The 16,106-nt window shown below is 49.9% G+C and carries 15 protein-coding genes; 4 read left to right on the top strand and 11 right to left on the bottom strand.

The features are described 5' to 3' along the window. Positions 1-67: 67 nt before the first annotated feature. The 6 genes from HALTADL_RS07245 to HALTADL_RS07220 all read right to left on the bottom strand — a co-directional run bounded on the left by HALTADL_RS07245 (position 68) and on the right by HALTADL_RS07220 (position 3,329). Positions 68-325, bottom strand: a complete 258-nt coding sequence (locus tag HALTADL_RS07245; RefSeq protein ID WP_089673076.1) for a hypothetical protein — start codon at positions 323-325, stop codon at positions 68-70. A 400-nt stretch (positions 326-725) separates the two neighbouring features. Continuing rightward, entirely contained in the window at positions 726-968 is a 243-nt protein-coding gene (locus HALTADL_RS07240) for a hypothetical protein (protein WP_089673077.1), read from the bottom strand. Between the two features lie 24 nt (positions 969-992). Further along, complete coding sequence (locus HALTADL_RS07235) at positions 993-1,295, bottom strand: hypothetical protein (protein WP_089673078.1); 303 nt, start codon at positions 1,293-1,295, stop codon at positions 993-995. Beyond that, positions 1,292-1,690: a hypothetical protein gene (locus HALTADL_RS07230; protein ID WP_100190880.1), complete on the bottom strand. Its 399-nt coding sequence runs from the start codon at positions 1,688-1,690 to the stop codon at positions 1,292-1,294. The genes HALTADL_RS07235 and HALTADL_RS07230 overlap by 4 nt, the downstream gene beginning before the upstream one ends. Positions 1,691-2,228: 538 nt before the next feature. Then, on the bottom strand, positions 2,229-2,879 hold the full coding sequence (locus tag HALTADL_RS07225; RefSeq protein WP_089673080.1) for a DNA-directed RNA polymerase subunit epsilon: 651 nt from the start codon (positions 2,877-2,879) through the stop codon (positions 2,229-2,231). A gap of 141 nt (positions 2,880-3,020) precedes the next feature. Further along, positions 3,021-3,329 (bottom strand): thioredoxin domain-containing protein, encoded by a 309-nt coding sequence (locus tag HALTADL_RS07220; RefSeq protein ID WP_089673081.1) that lies wholly within the window; start codon positions 3,327-3,329, stop codon positions 3,021-3,023. A gap of 24 nt (positions 3,330-3,353) precedes the next feature. Between HALTADL_RS07220 and HALTADL_RS07215 the strand changes: the two genes are divergently transcribed. From HALTADL_RS07215 to HALTADL_RS07200, 4 genes are all read left to right on the top strand, one after another. Then, on the top strand, positions 3,354-4,337 hold the full coding sequence (locus tag HALTADL_RS07215; protein WP_245708453.1) for an HNH endonuclease: 984 nt from the start codon (positions 3,354-3,356) through the stop codon (positions 4,335-4,337). 103 nt (positions 4,338-4,440) lie between these two features. Continuing rightward, complete coding sequence (locus HALTADL_RS07210; protein WP_089673083.1) at positions 4,441-4,806, top strand: hypothetical protein; 366 nt, start codon at positions 4,441-4,443, stop codon at positions 4,804-4,806. 384 nt (positions 4,807-5,190) lie between these two features. Further along, positions 5,191-5,520, top strand: coding sequence for a hypothetical protein (locus tag HALTADL_RS07205; protein WP_089673084.1), 330 nt, complete (start codon positions 5,191-5,193; stop codon positions 5,518-5,520). A 133-nt stretch (positions 5,521-5,653) separates the two neighbouring features. Beyond that, a complete protein-coding gene (locus HALTADL_RS07200) occupies positions 5,654-8,026 on the top strand; it encodes an MBL fold metallo-hydrolase (protein WP_089673085.1) in 2,373 nt (790 codons plus the stop codon). Between the two features lie 86 nt (positions 8,027-8,112). Here the strand turns inward: HALTADL_RS07200 and HALTADL_RS07195 are convergent, their stop codons facing one another. From HALTADL_RS07195 to HALTADL_RS07175, 5 genes are all read right to left on the bottom strand, one after another. Next, positions 8,113-8,742: a vWA domain-containing protein gene (locus HALTADL_RS07195; protein WP_089673086.1), complete on the bottom strand. Its 630-nt coding sequence runs from the start codon at positions 8,740-8,742 to the stop codon at positions 8,113-8,115. Positions 8,743-9,067: 325 nt separating this feature from the next. Then, positions 9,068-9,811: a hypothetical protein gene (locus tag HALTADL_RS07190; RefSeq protein ID WP_089673087.1), complete on the bottom strand. Its 744-nt coding sequence runs from the start codon at positions 9,809-9,811 to the stop codon at positions 9,068-9,070. Positions 9,812-9,953: 142 nt separating this feature from the next. After that, a complete protein-coding gene (locus HALTADL_RS07185; protein WP_218143683.1) occupies positions 9,954-12,482 on the bottom strand; it encodes a DEAD/DEAH box helicase in 2,529 nt (842 codons plus the stop codon). A gap of 200 nt (positions 12,483-12,682) precedes the next feature. Further along, positions 12,683-14,203: a ribonuclease H-like domain-containing protein gene (locus HALTADL_RS07180; RefSeq protein WP_089673089.1), complete on the bottom strand. Its 1,521-nt coding sequence runs from the start codon at positions 14,201-14,203 to the stop codon at positions 12,683-12,685. A gap of 153 nt (positions 14,204-14,356) precedes the next feature. Then, positions 14,357-16,036: a DUF4143 domain-containing protein gene (locus HALTADL_RS07175; RefSeq protein WP_089673090.1), complete on the bottom strand. Its 1,680-nt coding sequence runs from the start codon at positions 16,034-16,036 to the stop codon at positions 14,357-14,359. Positions 16,037-16,106: the final 70 nt, after the last annotated feature.

Below are 16,106 nucleotides of genomic sequence, written 5' to 3'. Positions count from 1 at the left end.
CTGCAGATAATCGAGTTTATGATAAAACGATTGACCAAAATAAGAGATATTGTTTTGTCAAATCAAGCTATTCTGCCTTGGCAAACCCGGTAACAAGAATGCCAACGAATCCTAAACCGAGCAACCCGAGTAACCAGAATGGTATTGCGTAAGGTAACACGGTCAGAAAGTCCACCCATCCTAACCCTTCCGGATATCCTGTAATATAAGTAATAGATGTGCCGATCAAGCCGATACCCAGTCCAAGTGAAAATACTACTTGTAGATACTCTCCCTTCGTATAATCATCTGGATCACTCGTTTGATCCTCTGCGCTAGCCTTCATACCTTCACCAGAGTTCTGTGTCGTCGCATCTGCATTTGCTGTGCTGTCTCCAGAAGACTTCGCTGAGTGGATCGGCTATTCTGTCGAGGAACTTCTGAACGGTGCGGCAGAGACTGGGAGTGATATCAGCCAGTCAGATAATGAGAGCAAGAGCAAAGATGGAGATGACACCAGTGATTCCAGCGGATTGCTCTCGCGGTTGTTCGGCGGGTAATTGTTGGCTGTTTAGCCTATTTTTCTAATATGAGATTAAACGTGGCTAAATCCACACACGTGTCGTGGTGTGGTTAGTAAGATTCTCCTCAATTTTGGATTCGTTACCTAAATCCTGAATTGAGTAACTCATCTTGATTCTACCCGTATCCCGAGGACAGTGACTCTGGCTACGAGGTGATTTTCCCTACTCCCGCAGCCGCTTCACGAGATCAGTAACCTCAACACCACCGGTGTCGACCGACTCGGTCCCAACGTCTGTTTCGGTTCCTGGAACCTCGATCTCGTCGTCCACTACAGGTGTCTGGCCCTGTTGGTCGTGCAGCGTCCGTTCGGCGTCCCCCACCGTTCCGGGCATTGATTCGCCAATGATGTGTCCACCGCCGTTTCGGTACGCCCAGCCGTTCGCGTCTGTGTTGTCGTGGTGCATGATGTATGAGTTACTGTTGATCGGTTAGTCTCGCCGCCAGAACTCGTTCACCCAAGACTGATCGATGAGCTTGAGTTGAATCTCTTCACGCTTCTCGTAGGTGTCGTCGATGCCGCCGAAGTAGTAGCCGACTCCCTCCTCAAGTTCGATGTCGTCGGTCCATACCGTACAGACCACACCCTCTCGTGTCGTATCGTCACCGAGTTTCACACGCTGGCGTGGCTGGTGGGAGTCGACGTCCTCGGTCCAGTTGACGAACCCCTTCGTTTTCACCCAGCCGTGGGTGCCGTCGAGGTCACCGAGTTCGACAAACGGGAGTCCACTCATCGCTGCCCACCTCCCACGACCAGGGTCACACCACTTGTCGACCGTCGGCTGGGGAGCGGTGCGTTACACCACCGACAATCACCATCCGAATGCAGCGGGTCGTAGAAGCCCTTACAACTCGGACAGACCGAGAGACCATCCGTGTCGATACGGCCGTCGTTGTGCAGCACCGTTCGGAGAACACCTCCTCGCTCGATGAGCAGCGCATCGTAAGGCACGTAGAGGCGAGTGCTATCGGCATCGCACTCGGGGGCGTCCACGGGGATGGCTTCTTTCCAGGCGTCTACAAGCGGGAGTTCGGCGGGCGTGCGGTCGGTCCACTGATCGATGGCATGCGGGCGGTTGATTGGCGGGACGTACGACTGGTCGTGCGTGTAGTGATTAACGTTAAACATCGGTGGATAACGATTCCCTGCTATTCGATCTCGATACCCAGCGAAGTATCGCGGTTTGGCTGGACAGCGTTGCTACTGGGCGTAGGACTCGAAGTCGAAGAGAGCAACTACTATCGACGACTGGTGATCGTCGAGTCAGTTACAACGCTAAGGAATGAGGACGGTGCTGAGTGCCGAGAATCGAGTACTTCGAATACATCGCGCGGGAATCGGGCGCGCGTGTTCGATAACAGTTACTCGGACAGTTGCTGTTGATTGGAAGGTCCCAAAGGGACTGCCGGAAGATCCCTCAAGGGGAATCTCACGTGCGTCTGATCCAATACGCTGGATACCGAAGCCCAAAGGGGTGGAGGGGGTTCCCCGAAGTCTTCGGGTTTCAGAGCAACTGCCGAATTAAACGCGATAAGACCGATCAGGGGGTCCCCCTTAGGGGAACCGACCTAACCGACCGCCTCAATTACGCACATTGTCGCAAGAAGTACTTAAAGAGACGAAAATGGGTTTCAGAGTGGCTATCAGTCTAAACAGACCGGTTCGTCTACTGAATCGGCTGATTCTCTTGGTCGAAGTACCCAATTCGCTTGAGTTCCTTTTTAACGAGTTGACTAACACTGTAACGGTCACGCTTGGAGACCCCATACTGAGAGCATAGCATCTGAAAGTCTTCTTGTTGGCTGAATCTATCTGGATAATCCTGCTGGCTTACTCCGGAGAAATCGATGTCGCTCGGATCGTTGCCGCCCAAAAAATAGTGCCTTCGATCCCGATCCACGATGACGCTAATTGTACAGAGCCCAACCTTTTCGATCTGTTTTTGTTGGCCAAAACGGTCGAGGTTCATCTGACTCATCGCAGAGATAGCTCGACGTTGTTGGTACGTAGTAACGTCGAGCGCTGAACAAAGCGACTCCGTGATTCGTTTCTTGTCGCGTGCGGCTTCACGAGCACTGTGGCTGCCGTCACTTTGGTGTCGCCCCTCGTTTAGTCGAATGAGTCGCTTGAGCTTCCCACGTGCCGTCCCAATCCCGACTCGTGTCTCTCCGAACGGATCATACCCGGATGTGTAGGCGTCGGGCTGATGATCACGCAGTTGTTGGTTAGACGGGACCAGTTCCGGAGTTTCAGATACTTCCTGGTCAGTCTCCGTTTCGGTCGTCTCTTCCTGAGACTCTACACGTTCGTTGCTCATCGGTATCCTGTTGCTGTCTGGTGAAAACTATAGGTATATTCTTAACAGTTTGTGTGTCGTTTATATTTGAGCGCTATTGATTAGTACAGTAGGATAGAGCCCGTAGACACAGGTTTGATCAAAGTTTAGATGTGATGAATCCTATCCACCGGTGATAAATCCATTCCGTATGTCGTTCAACACTGCTGTGGCATGGTCTGCTAGGTCCGCAAGTTTGGGGTCGTACATCGCAAACACTTCCTCGTCAGCGAGGACGAACGTACGGCGGTCCGTATAGCCCTCCCCAGTGTCAAGCCCAAAGACATCAGCGACAGCACCGTCGGGATCGGCAAGCAGATTGAACAAAATGTCCCTTTCAGCAAGGTCAGCGCGGCTGTCGACGCTGTACACCGAAATGTCGTATACTACAATTTCTGCTTCCCGGTCGCGCCGCTCTGGAGAAAGAATCATGCATGCCTGCTGTAGTATTCCAGTATGCCAACGGATCGTCTCCGCAGTATTGTCCCAATGTTCGGCGGTGGGACCCGGTATGTCGACACGCTTGATGGGATTGTAGAGTTTGTTGAGACTCACAACCCAACGACTGACGAGATGGTTGGCTGGCATCGCGGTACATTTCCAAATGTGTCGAGTCGGGATTCGATTATGCGGCGAGTGAGCTACCTCCAACAGGTCGGATTCCTTCATCAAGAAAATGATTGGTGGGTGCTTGGGCAGGTTGGCCGTGAGTATGTCCAAGATCAGCGCACGGAAACCTTGCTTCGGATTATGTGTTCGCGGAACGTCGGGCTTCGAAGTTTGCTGTATGCGTTGTCTGCGGCTCCGATGACGTTGGCGGAGATTAGTAATCAACAACTGGATACCCACCCAGAGTTGGGGTGGTCGCGGGGGCAAACGGATATGGCGACCCAACGAGTGAACTGGCTTCGAAGCATGGGGTTGATCGAGAAACAGGGGGATGCGTATTCGCTCACATCCCAAGGGAGACAGTTCGTCAAGTCCGCGGTCGAAAAGTGGGCGGACGCCGAACTGTCGACAGCGTCAAGTAATGAGGTGAAAGACGGGACGTACGAAACGACGATCCATGCTCGGATAGTCGATCCCGAGTTCCGAGCGACCGTGCTGGCCCGGTACGATGAGAAATGCCCAGTGTCTGGTGTCGACCATCCTGGTTTGTTGGATGTTGCACACGTGTTGTCGTGGAGTGAGTTCCCCGAGTATCGGGCTGATGTGTCGAACGTGCTGCCGTTGAGTAAAACGCATCATGCGGCGTTCGACCGGGAATTGTTCACAATCGATCAAAAATATCGGTTACAGGTGAACCCGGCGTTCGAAACAGAGAGTGAGTTGCTGCAACGAACAATCATCAATCGTGCTGGTGAGCGAATGTCATTGCCTGATGGGAGTGTTGATCGAGAATACGTGAACCGGCATAATGCATCGCTTGAGTGGGTGTGAATAGAGTGTGTTGCCAGAGAAGTGCTTGCTAGTGTTAATAACGATGTCTGTAGATTGTGGTCTGCAATAGTTATAAATCGGTACTGTTGGTATGTGGTGGTAGATGAGTGATGGATTTGATCCGACCGAAACGTATGATGGGAGGATCATGGTGCACTTGCTTAGGGATTCTCAAGATAACGAGGAGATCCCGTGTTCGTCTTTTAGAGAAGCAATAGAAGTGGTGAAAAAGAAACGGCACTTAGCTACTGTGGCGAAGATTGTTGATCGGGATGATGACGTCGTGTTCTCATCAATAGATGTAGACATTGAGACATGGGAACGGGTGTGGAAGAGCGAAAAACGCAGTCTGTCGGTCACTGTTGAAGAATACGACTGCCCCTACGACAGTATCTCCTGTTTTGCTGATGATCTCTGTGTGCAGTGTAAAATGGATAAACTCCAAGACAGTCCTCGGTTCTCTAATTAGTAATTTTGTGGAAAGACAAGCGAGACCGGAGTTTCTCATGAAGCTCAATAGAGAGACATGAGTACCAGCTGGATAGTTAAGCTAGAGTCGACATGAGCCAAAAGTATTACAGCCAGCATCGATACAGGGGCCACAGAGATGCGTTGAGGCACTTGTTTCTGTTCCACAGCATTTGCAACGTCCTTTTTGCGCCATATTGATGACATATGTTATAGATTCATAATGTTTGGGTTAGGATCAAGTTTGGTGGAAACAAATTAAGAGCTAAAACAATGAGTTGAAAGAATGTATTATTATGAATTGGTTGTTTATTTAGTTAAGTAAGAAATTAGGATACTCTGGGTAGGCGATTGTTTTATTCAAACAGAGTAGAATTATGTTTCAATGGCAGATGATCGTTGGCACATTGAGGGTTCGTTTCGTGACGGCTCGTATCGTGTAAGAGATGACCAAGGGCAATATAAATCGTTGAGTGTGGCTATTCTAGAAGAAACTTCAGAAGTAGATTCATTTAATGAGGACGAACTTGCTGAAATGTTTGATGTAGACTCCGAAATTATACTTGAGCATCTTGGACATCTTAGACAGGAGGGACTTATTGATGGAGATGCTGGAAATTGGAAAAAAGAAAATGATTTTGATCCTCATGAACCGGAGCGTCACTTCACAGAGGAACAAGAGTGGGTGCGTCAGGATGATGACTCTATGTACTAGATAGTGTATACAGGGCTTCAGCTATTCTTTTAAGTTACTATACGAATTAAGCGAGAAATCAGCTTCGACCTCTTAACTAACACTCTAACTATCAACCAAAATTATATGATGCTTACTATCGTTTTGGTTATACGTGCGTCTCTCGTTTAATCATGCCAATCCAAACAGCGGTAATGAGTCGTTTCTCCTTCGATTCGGAACTGGCAGTGCGGAGACGGCGTGCATTCTTGTTGATGCTGGCGACGGTGTCGATCTTGATTCGTTACTGAGTCCGAGTGATCAATTGGTGGCGATTTGTCTTACTCATGCACATGTCGACCACTATGCGGAATTAACCGCGGCACATCGTGATGACGTCCCGATATTCACGTCTCCTGCGACGGCGACCATCTTAGGAGATGTGTTTGATGTTGCCTCCAGTAAATACGATATCACTGCCTCTGAAGCGGTCACGTCTGCCATAGCTCCGATTGATGACTGGACAGATATTGTTCCCGGTATCGAAATCCATCCAGTGCCTGCGGGTCATGTCCCGGGAGCGGTCGGGTTCTTGTTCAGAGTGATAGATGACGATGACACGCATCACATATTAACAACGGGTGATTTCACGTCTCGTCGAGCAGGAGGGTTCCCCGGGTTTGACTCAGATGGATTCATTGACGTGGACGTGCTGTTTTTGACAGGTGCGACGAACAACAAGTTCGAATCAGCCATTACAGAGGCGTTGGGGACAGCCATTTCCCACGCCCATAGTGGCTCTCGGACCCTCGTAACTGCGAGCGGGCTTGTTGGCCCACAGATTGCGTATCTGCTCACAGCGATTGCTGCCGAGTATGATCTGCACGTTCCGATTCGTGTCGTCGGCCAAGTAGCAAAACTCTATGACGAATTAGACTACGAGTGCGACCACGTAACCTCGATCCCTGAGTTCGGTCATACCGACGAGTGTTTAGAATCCGGCGTGATTGCGATTGCTGGGCCAGATGTTCCCCGCGAACAGAGTAGTGGGCGGCTCTTCGGCGTGCTTCAGGAGGATCCGAATGCGTGTGTCGTCCAACTTATTGGCTCGGGGAAAACACCGCGGACAAACGGTCAGTGTACGATTCATACGCATACGCTTTCGAATCACCCTACGCGCGAGACGCTTGTTGAGGTGCATGAGGCGATTGATCCGACGGAGACGGTGATTACACACAGACATCACGGCGCAAAAGAGGCGTTCAATGATCTGTCTGGTATCGTATGGGGATCGGGGGATACTGATGAAAACATTCTCTATGACGGCTCACAGTGGCGTCTCCCACCGTGGATGGGTGGCGGTACTGTGCCCCGTGATGCGGGTCGTAATCTCCAGCAGTTCGCTGGGGCCGAGCTCATGTTATCGTTTTCTGTGCCGTCACTTGACCGCCATTCGACTCCAGACCTCGACGCCGAGGGACTCAATGCAGATCAGTTAGCTTCGATGTTACACCAGAGTCAGGGGGCTGGCAGAGATACGGACATCCCCGACACTAGCACTGCCTCCGTTGGTGAACCAACGTACTCCACGACGCAAACAATGCCGAGTAACAATACGAACTCAGACGACGCTGACGCATCGGACACCCCTTCACACGGGTTGATACGTACAACTGGTCCTGATGGTTTCGATGAAATTGATCCGCAACTACAGGACGCACTTGATGACGGCAGTCTGACAGAAGCTAAGATATCGAAAGTCATAGCTGCACAAAAGCAAGCCGCTGAAAAAGCACAAGACACAGAGACTCCGACGATTGAAGCCGAATCTCCAACTAATGCGAAGACATCGTCTTCAGGTGAAAAAGAAAGCGGTGAGAGTGACACGGAGGTAGACGTCGACGACTCACCAGACGAGGCAGAGTCAACTGCTGAGATGTCGACCGCAACCACTGATGCCGAAGATGCTGACGATGGACCAGAGCTACACGATGCGACCACTACGAATGATACCACAAATGAAGCTCACGACCAATCCCCACAGCAAGAAGCAAATGCCGCAGACACTGGTGAGTCAACTGTGAGTGAGCCTGAGGAAGCTAAGTCGCCAGCGATGGAGACGCTTCAGCTCAATCCAGCTGCTGTCGCGTTGGCTGACCAGGCTCTTGCGGCCGGTTCGGAGGCTGAAACGATCACGATGGTGATTTCAACGGCTGTCAGCGAGTATGTTGCTGCCCTCTTGGCTGGTGACGCTGCCGGTACCGAAGAGGAACTGTTTGAAATTGATTTCCAAGGGAGCCCGGCAGCCGAGCGTGCGCTTACGGCTGTCATTGATGACGAGGTAGAGTCCCTATCAGCGCTTGCTGCCGAAGGGATTGCAGCTGCGATTTCAAGCGACAATTCGGTCTCTCGAGAGATTAACGTTTTAGAGAGTCACTACCGATATCTGGATTCGATACTAGCTAATGACGACTATGTCTTCGATAGCTACGAACCAGTCGTCGAAGCAGCTATTGCTTGGTACGTCTCTTCGAACAACGAGTCATAATCGGAGTCAACTCAATTACGATCAGTCATTGACGCACGATGCAGATCAAAAAAGCAGGTCTCTGTCCAGCGAGTTAGAAGCTGGCGTTAGGTATCGCGTTCTTGACGCTGACGATCTTCGTCGTCATACCCGCTCATTGAGCCTTCTGTGCGGGCTTCACTGATGGTTTCGGATGTTGATTTGTAGGCGTCTCTGGTTCCCTCGCCGTCGTGAGCCATGGTTAACGAGCGATCTTGTTCAATACCCATTCCTTCGGCGGTCAGCACTGCATCTTGATTCGCACCAATAAAGAGGAACTCCCAGCCATCGGCTTCTTGCCGGGTCTCTATACGGCCTCGTACAGCATCTTTGGGTGTCTCAGAAGCGTTTTCCTTGCCATCAGTCAATACGACGATAATGACGTTGTCAGGTTGTTCGGCTTGGTCGACTGTAGCAATTTCTTCGCCGGTTTCGTCGACTGCCCGAGCGATGGCGTCGTGCAACGCTGTTCGCCCGCGGGGCTTGTAGTTCTCGTCGGTGAGCTCTGGGGCGTCGGCAACGGGATACGTTTCGTAGATTTGGTCGACGGTGGTGTTGAAGTCGTACAACGTGACCGTCGCTGTCCCTTCTTGATCGCGCTGGTCTTTGAGAAACGTGTTGAATCCGCCTCTGGTGTCGTCAGCGATCACGTCCATTGACCCTGAAGAATCAAGTACGAAGGTGATGTGCGTATCCATACGTTAAGATGAAGACTAGTCAGCCTGATAACACTGTCTCAACTGTGACTGACATAGTCGATATAGATCCCGATGCTCGTTCGGAACGCAGTCAGCTGGGATGTGACTAATCTATTAAAAGAGGTAAAATACGAGATTAAGTTTTATATTGTATACACAACAGTGTATTGTGGCGAGGTGACAGCTGATATGTGCGAGACTACAGTTCATGGTTAAATGGTTGATCCAGAGTTATGAACGAGTGTGAGACTGCGTCTCTCGTGGATTGGTGGAAGTCTCTAACGGTATACTTTCGAACTCAATTGCTTATCGATTTATCAGTTTACTATACTAATTTGGGTGGGGCGCCCAATTTCAAACCTTGGTCTGTGAGTATCTGCTTCAGTTTTTCAGCAAGATCTGCCTTCTGCTGGAGAGCTGTAATGCCAATTCTCCACGAATTGTCTCCTTCAATATTTGTCTCCCACGTTGTGTAGTTCTCGGTAGCCACCTCATCTACTGGTTCTGTGACAGAGATAGTATGAGTGATCTGGGTATCCGAATCTGACGGAAAGAAGACCTTCTTGATTTTTATTTTGATATCGGTTGTCCTCCAATGTTGTACTTTTTCGGAGTCAACAGTCACACTTTGACTCTTCCAAGTGAATCCCAGAGTTGAGTCGACAGCTTTCTGAATTTCGTCAGTCAGGTCCGTCGATTTGTGACTGCCATTTTCTATAATATATGCTCGGATTTTCTCCTTGAGGCTTGGACTGAGGTCGCCTCTCGATTCAATATATTCTAGCAATGTTTCTATAGCATCATCTGATAACTCAGACAGTTTCGAGGGGTCTAGTTCAGGGATTTCGTCGGCAATGTCGTCAACACCGCCGCCTTCTGTGTATATGAGGCCTGCGAGTCGGAACGGTTTGATTAGACCCCATTCAATTTCAGATCCGTGTGAGTAGTCCATCTTTTCAAGAAAATCCCAGATGCTTGGATCAACCTGATAGGTGACGTTACCAGCATCCGATGGCCGGGCGTTGATATAGTACCCGTCGTCGTTTACGTAAGCTTTCAATGTGGGCATAAAAAGGAATTAGTTACTAGATTTAATAAAATTTAATATTATTTGACAATCATCGGGTATAATTTGTCATGCTCGTATCCTCTAAGCTTTGTAACGGAAAGAGGCGGTCAGTAAATTGTCATAATTAGGAGCTGAACAGGGATTACGAGTAGAAAACGACGGGGCGACGGTTGCCGCCGTACTCGTCGTCTGGAAGGTACTCTGAGAGGTCCTCTCGGTCAGCATCACCAAGGAGCTGATTGAGAACGTCGACTGCTGATTGGCGGAGGAGTGGTTTGTTGTCGTTGCCGCAGTTTTCGTCGAAGGTGCAGGCTGGACAGCCGTTTGGTTGCCCGCACTGACAGTTTTCGAGTTGGTCGCGGGCGCGTTCACAGAGCGCTTCGAAGTTGTCGTAGATGGCGCGTGCGAAGCCGAGTCCGCCTTCGACGCCGTCGTATATGAACCAGCCTGAACAGGTGCGTCCGCCTAATTCTTGGGTTCGTTGTTCGAGGGCGTGTTTTGCGGCTTCGAATGACTCACCGATTGAGTCCGTGATTTCGTCATACTCGTTGTGAGTGTAGTGAGTATCCATGACGAGTGTGGCGAGGCCGCCGAGGTCGTCTTTGTCGACTCTGAGTTCGAGTGGGGCGGTTTGTATGGTTGCGTGTTCTGCAGCGTGAAGCCCAGCAACGTATCCTAAGTGAGCCATACCGGTTTCATCAGGGTCAACGCCGGTTTCGAGTCCATAGTCTTGGTATTTCCGCACGAGAGCGTTTTCGACGTCGTCAGGGACTTCAACCCAGCAGAGTTGGGTGTCCATGAGGATCGGTGGCGTCTCAGTGGCGAGCATCTGTTGTTTCGGTTCACTGTTGCTGATGTACATTTGGTCGTACGAGTGATAGTGGACGAGCACGGTTCCCCGGCCGAAGTGAAGCGTGAACCCGTTGATGTCTCGTGTTTCCTCGGAGTCAGCATCTAATACGTTGACTTTGTTTTGTGTTCGCGTGTAGTAGTCGTGATCAACTGGTTTGAGTTGAATAACGGGTTGAGGTCGCTCTTCGTCCACGTTCACGACTTCGAACTGTTGACCGTTTTGGAGGCGGACTGCACCTTCGTGGTAGTCTCGGTAAGCTCGATTTTGTTCAACTGGCTCTAAATCAAGGTCGTCGGGGAGTCCCCAATGGTCGCGGTCGACATCGGGTGCTAATTCGAGTCGGTAGTCTGTGTCGTTGTTTCCATACAGGTTAACTTGTGTTTGGGGTCGGCTTGGACCACAGTAGTGGGCGGCAGCATCAAGGTAGCCGTCGATGTAGCCTGCTTCGCGCCACATTTGGACGGCAGCTTGAAGACGGTCTGTTTCGGCGAACGTTCCTAAGTCATCCTCTGTAAGCGCGATTTCGTCGCTTGCACACAAGACGTGTGTGGCGAACACAGAGTTGTTTGACGTGTCGACGACGGCGTCTTCGACGTCGTTTTCAAGTAAGTATTCGGGGTGGTTGATGATGTACTGGTCAAGGGTACGATGGTCACCGACAAGAACAGAGAGACTGTGACTGGCTTCGCGGCCTGCGCGACCAATTCGCTGCCAGAACGATTGTCGTTGTCCTGGGTATCCCATGAGAACGGTAGCGTCTAAATCGCCGATATCGATCCCGAGTTCGAGCGCTGATGTGGTTGCGAGTCCGGTGAGAACATCTGTTTTGAATTGGTGTTCACGTGAGTGTCGTGTTCGGCGGCCGAGCCCGGCGTTGTAGGCTTCTCGTTGTGGTTTAGTGGTGAGGTCGTACTCACGAGTGTTGTGTTTCCGGTGGTCGTCTGCGCGTTGAATACTGAGTTCGGTGAGTTTTCGGCTTGGACAAAACAGGAGGGTGCGAATCTCACTGGAGGTGAGGTGGTTGAATACTTTCGGGGCTTCGACGCTTGCTGGGACACGTTCGGCAACGAATTCGGTGTCAGATTCCTCGGTTTCACTGTCTTGATCTGTAGTCGTAAATGGTGCGTCGTCTGGGGTTGCGTCTCGGGTTTTGTCTCTGGGTGGTGGGTTCCAAAGGACGATGTCTCGTGGACCGTGCGGTGACCCATCGTCGTCAATGACTGTGACTGACTCGTTAAGCAGTTCTAAAGAGTGAGCGTGCGGGTTCCCGATTGTAGCGGAGGTAAGAGTGTACTGTGGGTTGCCGCCCCAGTAGGTGGCGACGCGTTTCATGCGTCGAAGAATCCATGCGACGTGCATACCTTCGATACCGGTGTAGGTGTGTGATTCGTCGATAGCGACAAGATCGAGGGCACCGTAGAACCGACTCCACTTGTCGTGGTGTTCGAGGTACACGTTCAGTGCTGCGAAGTTGGTGAGAATAACGTCTGCTTCGTTCCTGATTGCTCGACGGTCGCCGGTTGTGTCACCGTCGTAGGTTTCCACACGAATGTCTAATCCAAGTTGGTCGTATAGGTCGGTGAGTGATTCGTGTTGGTCTTTCGTCAGCGCCTTCATTGGGTAGACACACAGCGCCGTTGATGCATCGTTTTGTTCTGTTGCTCTGGTCCCGTCAGCGTTGAGAACGCCTGCATCAAGCAGATTCCGAGCGATTTGCAAGCCGTAAATATGGGTTTTACCGCTGGAAGTCGATGTTGCGATGGTGACGTTGTCGTTGTCTTCGAGTGCGTTGAGTGCTGCTGCTTGGTGACTGAACAAGTCGAATGGGTATGGTTCGGCGAGTTCTGGGCGTAGAATATCGCCTGCAGGGACAGTTTCGGCTGGTTTTTCTGGTATTTGTATTGTTTCTATGAAATCGGACTCAGATGTGAGACTGGTTCGTGGAAATGTGTCGAGGAGAGTGTCACCAGTCATTTCGGTTTGAGATCCTGTGTCGGGTGTGTTGTGTTCGCTCATGATTAGAAGTCCGTGAGTCCAGCTTGTTGCCCATCGACACCACCGGTGCCGCTGTCGGTCATGTCACGTCGCTTCGCGTCTGTGATAGCTTGGTAAACGTGCCACAAGGCTTGACAATCATCTTTACAGTATTGCTTGTGTCGCTCCCAGTCGGGTTCCCGCTCGGGATCGTCTGGATTACGCATGAATTCTTGATACACGGCGGCTGTTTTCGCACCGGTCAACCCAGTCTCTGCAGCCTCGTACCCGAGTGCACGAGCGACATGATCGAGTTTGTTCGTTCGACCGGGCAGCAATGCGTTCCCATCTCGAACAGCCCATTTATACAAGTCATACGTCCAAACGTCATCCCACGCATCAAGGTACTCTGGACAGTATTGGGTTAGGAACTGCTTGATTTTCGGGTAATCGAACCCGTACCCGTTCCACGTAAGCACGGTTCTGTTTCCGTGATTTGCTATGAACCAGGTGATGAACGCTTCAAGCACGGTTTCTGGGTTCTTTGGATTGTGTTTCTCAATGAATGCTTGGTGAGTGTCCGAGGCCGGATCGTAAACACCGAATTGCCAGATGATCGTCGGTGAGAGTCCATCGGTCTCGATATCTAAACAAACTGGTGGCTGGTTCCCTCGTGTTTTGATTGGTGTTTTGTTCGTGAGGACGAGTGGTTCTCCTGATTCGATGACGTCGGCGTGACCGTGTATTTTCTCAGCTCGTGTGGGTCCTATCCCGGGGAGTTCAGCAAGTTCTGTGATAGAGAGGTTTCGAACATCCTGTGTCGTGCGGCACTCTTTTTGCTGCAATCGTTGTGCTGTGGACGCCCCCACTCCATGCAAGGCTTTTAATCCGAATTTGGAAGCATCAACAGCTTCTGCAGCGACTGTTCCACGGCTTGTACAACTGTATTGTGCAACCGTAGCACTGCCTTGATTGTCTGCACCTAATCCAACAATCGGTAGCGTGTCTGAGGACTGAGTTGACTGTACTGACCACTCATGGTTGTACTCTGCTGGTTGTTCTCCAGCGAGAACAGTGAATGGTTCTGGAAGACAGTTACTGATTGCTGTAAGTTGATCTTGTTCTGGGAGTGTTGTTGAGAGGCTAGTCGTGTTCCATTCAATAGAGAATTGAGGAAGTATGAGGTATGTTGCGGCTCTACTTCCTGTGTCTCGGGTGTTGGTTTCGAGTTCTGATTGGAGACGGGGCAGGATATCGAGATTCTGGACTGCAAGTACATCGATCATTCCAGGGTCTGAAGTGGTGTTCGGTGCTTCACGAACTCCGGTGTCTGTGCTGTATCTGTAATGACTGATGTGTTCGCCACTGCGACCGAGTTGAGGGTGAATCACAAAAACATCTGCAGCATCACGCACTTGTGCGTAAGCTGCTGCGTCTCGTGGACCTGGAATCGTGATAAGGTCTGGTTCAAAATACTGGATTGTATCCTGGACTGCAGATTGAGATAAGCGTGTCACCGATGGAGAAGGAAGTGAAAGTAACTCCAGCGATTGATCATTCGGCATTACTCAATGCTGTATATAGTTTGAAATCATATAAGTCTGTGTTCGGTGAGATGAGACTCGTATTTCAATTCAGACAGTCATTGGTGGATCGCGTTTGGAGGTGGGGGATTTTGTAAAGATATCTCAAGGGACAGTGGCTACAAAACGATGTGATTAACTGATGAGTAGGAACAGCCAGTACGGAAGGTAGCACAAATTGATTTCTCCTCGTTCGACGTATAGTGATTGGTTCTCTGTGGCACTCTGTGGGAGACTGTCTGTGATTATGAATCGGTACGGTGCTTCGTAATTGAATTCTTGTAACTCCTCGCTGTCTCTTTTTGTGTGTTGGCCTACGTTGGGATCGAATTCTGTTGCGATTTGTTCTGGGGCATCGGTGTGTGGGTGATAAGAAAAGATGAATGGCAGTACCTGTCCGTTTTGGTGTAAGATGTAGTCGATGAGGCCAGTGTCTGTTTCGGTGTATTCGACGTCGTAAGCCTCGACATAGTAGGCGAGTCGTTTTGCGTGGTCGAAGGCGACGGTACGGGCGAGTTTGTATTCGAATTCGTGGTTGAGAACGTTCTGTTGGGCATAGTCTTCAAATCCGTAGTGTTCTTGTCGTTGTGAGAGCAGTACGAGATGTCGCGGATTACGGAGATACAAGCGAGTTCGACGGTATCGTCTGAGTGAAAAGTCGTGGGATTCTGTAACTGCGATTCCTTCATCGAGGACATTGAGGTAGCTATCGACTGTTCGCCTGTCAACCCCTATTTGATCACTGATTTTTGTGTATTGAATTTCCTCACCAGCATGACTGGCTGCGATTGAACTAATTCGGTGTAGGTTTTCGGGGTTTTGTATTGACGCGTACTTTGAGAGTTCTTTATATAGGAAAAGTAGGAAATGAGATTTGGCGAGTTCATTCCTGACTGTAGCGTCATGATTGTGGTGAAGAGCTCCGTTTTGTCGTAAGTAATCACGTGCTGCGTCATGGAGGTTGTCTCGTACTGTTGAGTCAAGTATACCGAAGTGTAGCTCGTCCAGAGTTTCAACAGCTGTTTCTATGCTTGTTTCTGAATTTGATAGTTTGAGCCCATCTCGAATAGTTTTGATAGGTGAATTTCCTGGCAATCCCGTAGACTGGTATGATTCAATTTGTGTGCCAAAATCAGCATCAAATTCGGTCCCTAGTACGCCTTCTGTTTTGATTGCATCAACGAATTTCATCGGGAGTATTGGTATTGGTCCGATTATCTCGTCGATTTTGTCTGCTCCCGATAATCCAGAGAGTGTGGTTTGTTTTGCTACGATACCGGTTAAGAATAGGTAGGTCTCGTTGTCGACAATATCGAGAAGTGCTGATTTCTTGTCCTCGGTGATATTTAGTGCGTTGACATCATCTATGAAAATGAATTTAGGACCTTGTCGGGGCGCAACGTGTGTTTTGAAGTAGTCAATGACTTTTTCAAGAGGTTTGATGCCTTTGTCGGGGTGTTCTAAATGGTAGAGTGAGTCTTCTAAAGGGACGTAGAGGACTTGGCGAGGAGAGACTGAGGATTCGAGACTAATATTTTGATTGTTGTCGGGGAAGTCTACGGTATTGAGTAGAGCTGCTATGAGTTGATGAAGTAACGTTGTTTTTCCGATCCCTGTTTGTCCAAAGATCGAATAAGTGAGATTCTCAGCACCATCTTCGCGTTTATTGCTGGTTATTTTGAATATATTATAAAAATCGGATCGGGGTGTGAGAGCTACCGCTCGTGATAGGCTTTGTGAGGTCTCATCGCTCCACCACCCGTTATGATGCTTAGCATCAGTAATAAAATTCTGCGAGCGCTCGGTTTCAGACATGGTAGTTATCTCTAATCTAATTTTATAAAAGTTAGCTCATCCTAATGTTTCTATTTCTCAATTGCTGTGG

Source organism: Halohasta litchfieldiae (assembly GCF_002788215.1).
GTDB lineage: Archaea > Halobacteriota > Halobacteria > Halobacteriales > Haloferacaceae > Halohasta > Halohasta litchfieldiae.
Note: the sequence above shows the minus strand (reverse complement) of the source record. Positions and strands in the feature narration are given on the sequence as shown.

Excerpts from the sequence above, each read along its gene's own strand:
- HALTADL_RS07245 (WP_089673076.1), bottom strand. The coding sequence starts at position 325 with ATGAAGGCTAGCGCAGAGGATCAAACGAGTGATCCAGATGATTATACG.
- HALTADL_RS07240 (WP_089673077.1), bottom strand. The coding sequence starts at position 968 with ATGCACCACGACAACACAGACGCGAACGGCTGGGCGTACCGAAACGGC.
- HALTADL_RS07235 (WP_089673078.1), bottom strand. The coding sequence starts at position 1,295 with ATGAGTGGACTCCCGTTTGTCGAACTCGGTGACCTCGACGGCACCCAC.
- HALTADL_RS07230 (WP_100190880.1), bottom strand. The coding sequence starts at position 1,690 with ATGTTTAACGTTAATCACTACACGCACGACCAGTCGTACGTCCCGCCA.
- HALTADL_RS07225 (WP_089673080.1), bottom strand. The coding sequence starts at position 2,879 with ATGAGCAACGAACGTGTAGAGTCTCAGGAAGAGACGACCGAAACGGAG.
- HALTADL_RS07220 (WP_089673081.1), bottom strand. The coding sequence starts at position 3,329 with ATGATTCTTTCTCCAGAGCGGCGCGACCGGGAAGCAGAAATTGTAGTA.
- HALTADL_RS07215 (WP_245708453.1), top strand. The coding sequence starts at position 3,354 with ATGCCAACGGATCGTCTCCGCAGTATTGTCCCAATGTTCGGCGGTGGG.
- HALTADL_RS07210 (WP_089673083.1), top strand. The coding sequence starts at position 4,441 with ATGAGTGATGGATTTGATCCGACCGAAACGTATGATGGGAGGATCATG.
- HALTADL_RS07205 (WP_089673084.1), top strand. The coding sequence starts at position 5,191 with ATGGCAGATGATCGTTGGCACATTGAGGGTTCGTTTCGTGACGGCTCG.
- HALTADL_RS07195 (WP_089673086.1), bottom strand. The coding sequence starts at position 8,742 with ATGGATACGCACATCACCTTCGTACTTGATTCTTCAGGGTCAATGGAC.
- HALTADL_RS07190 (WP_089673087.1), bottom strand. The coding sequence starts at position 9,811 with ATGCCCACATTGAAAGCTTACGTAAACGACGACGGGTACTATATCAAC.
- HALTADL_RS07180 (WP_089673089.1), bottom strand. The coding sequence starts at position 14,203 with ATGCCGAATGATCAATCGCTGGAGTTACTTTCACTTCCTTCTCCATCG.
- HALTADL_RS07175 (WP_089673090.1), bottom strand. The coding sequence starts at position 16,036 with ATGTCTGAAACCGAGCGCTCGCAGAATTTTATTACTGATGCTAAGCAT.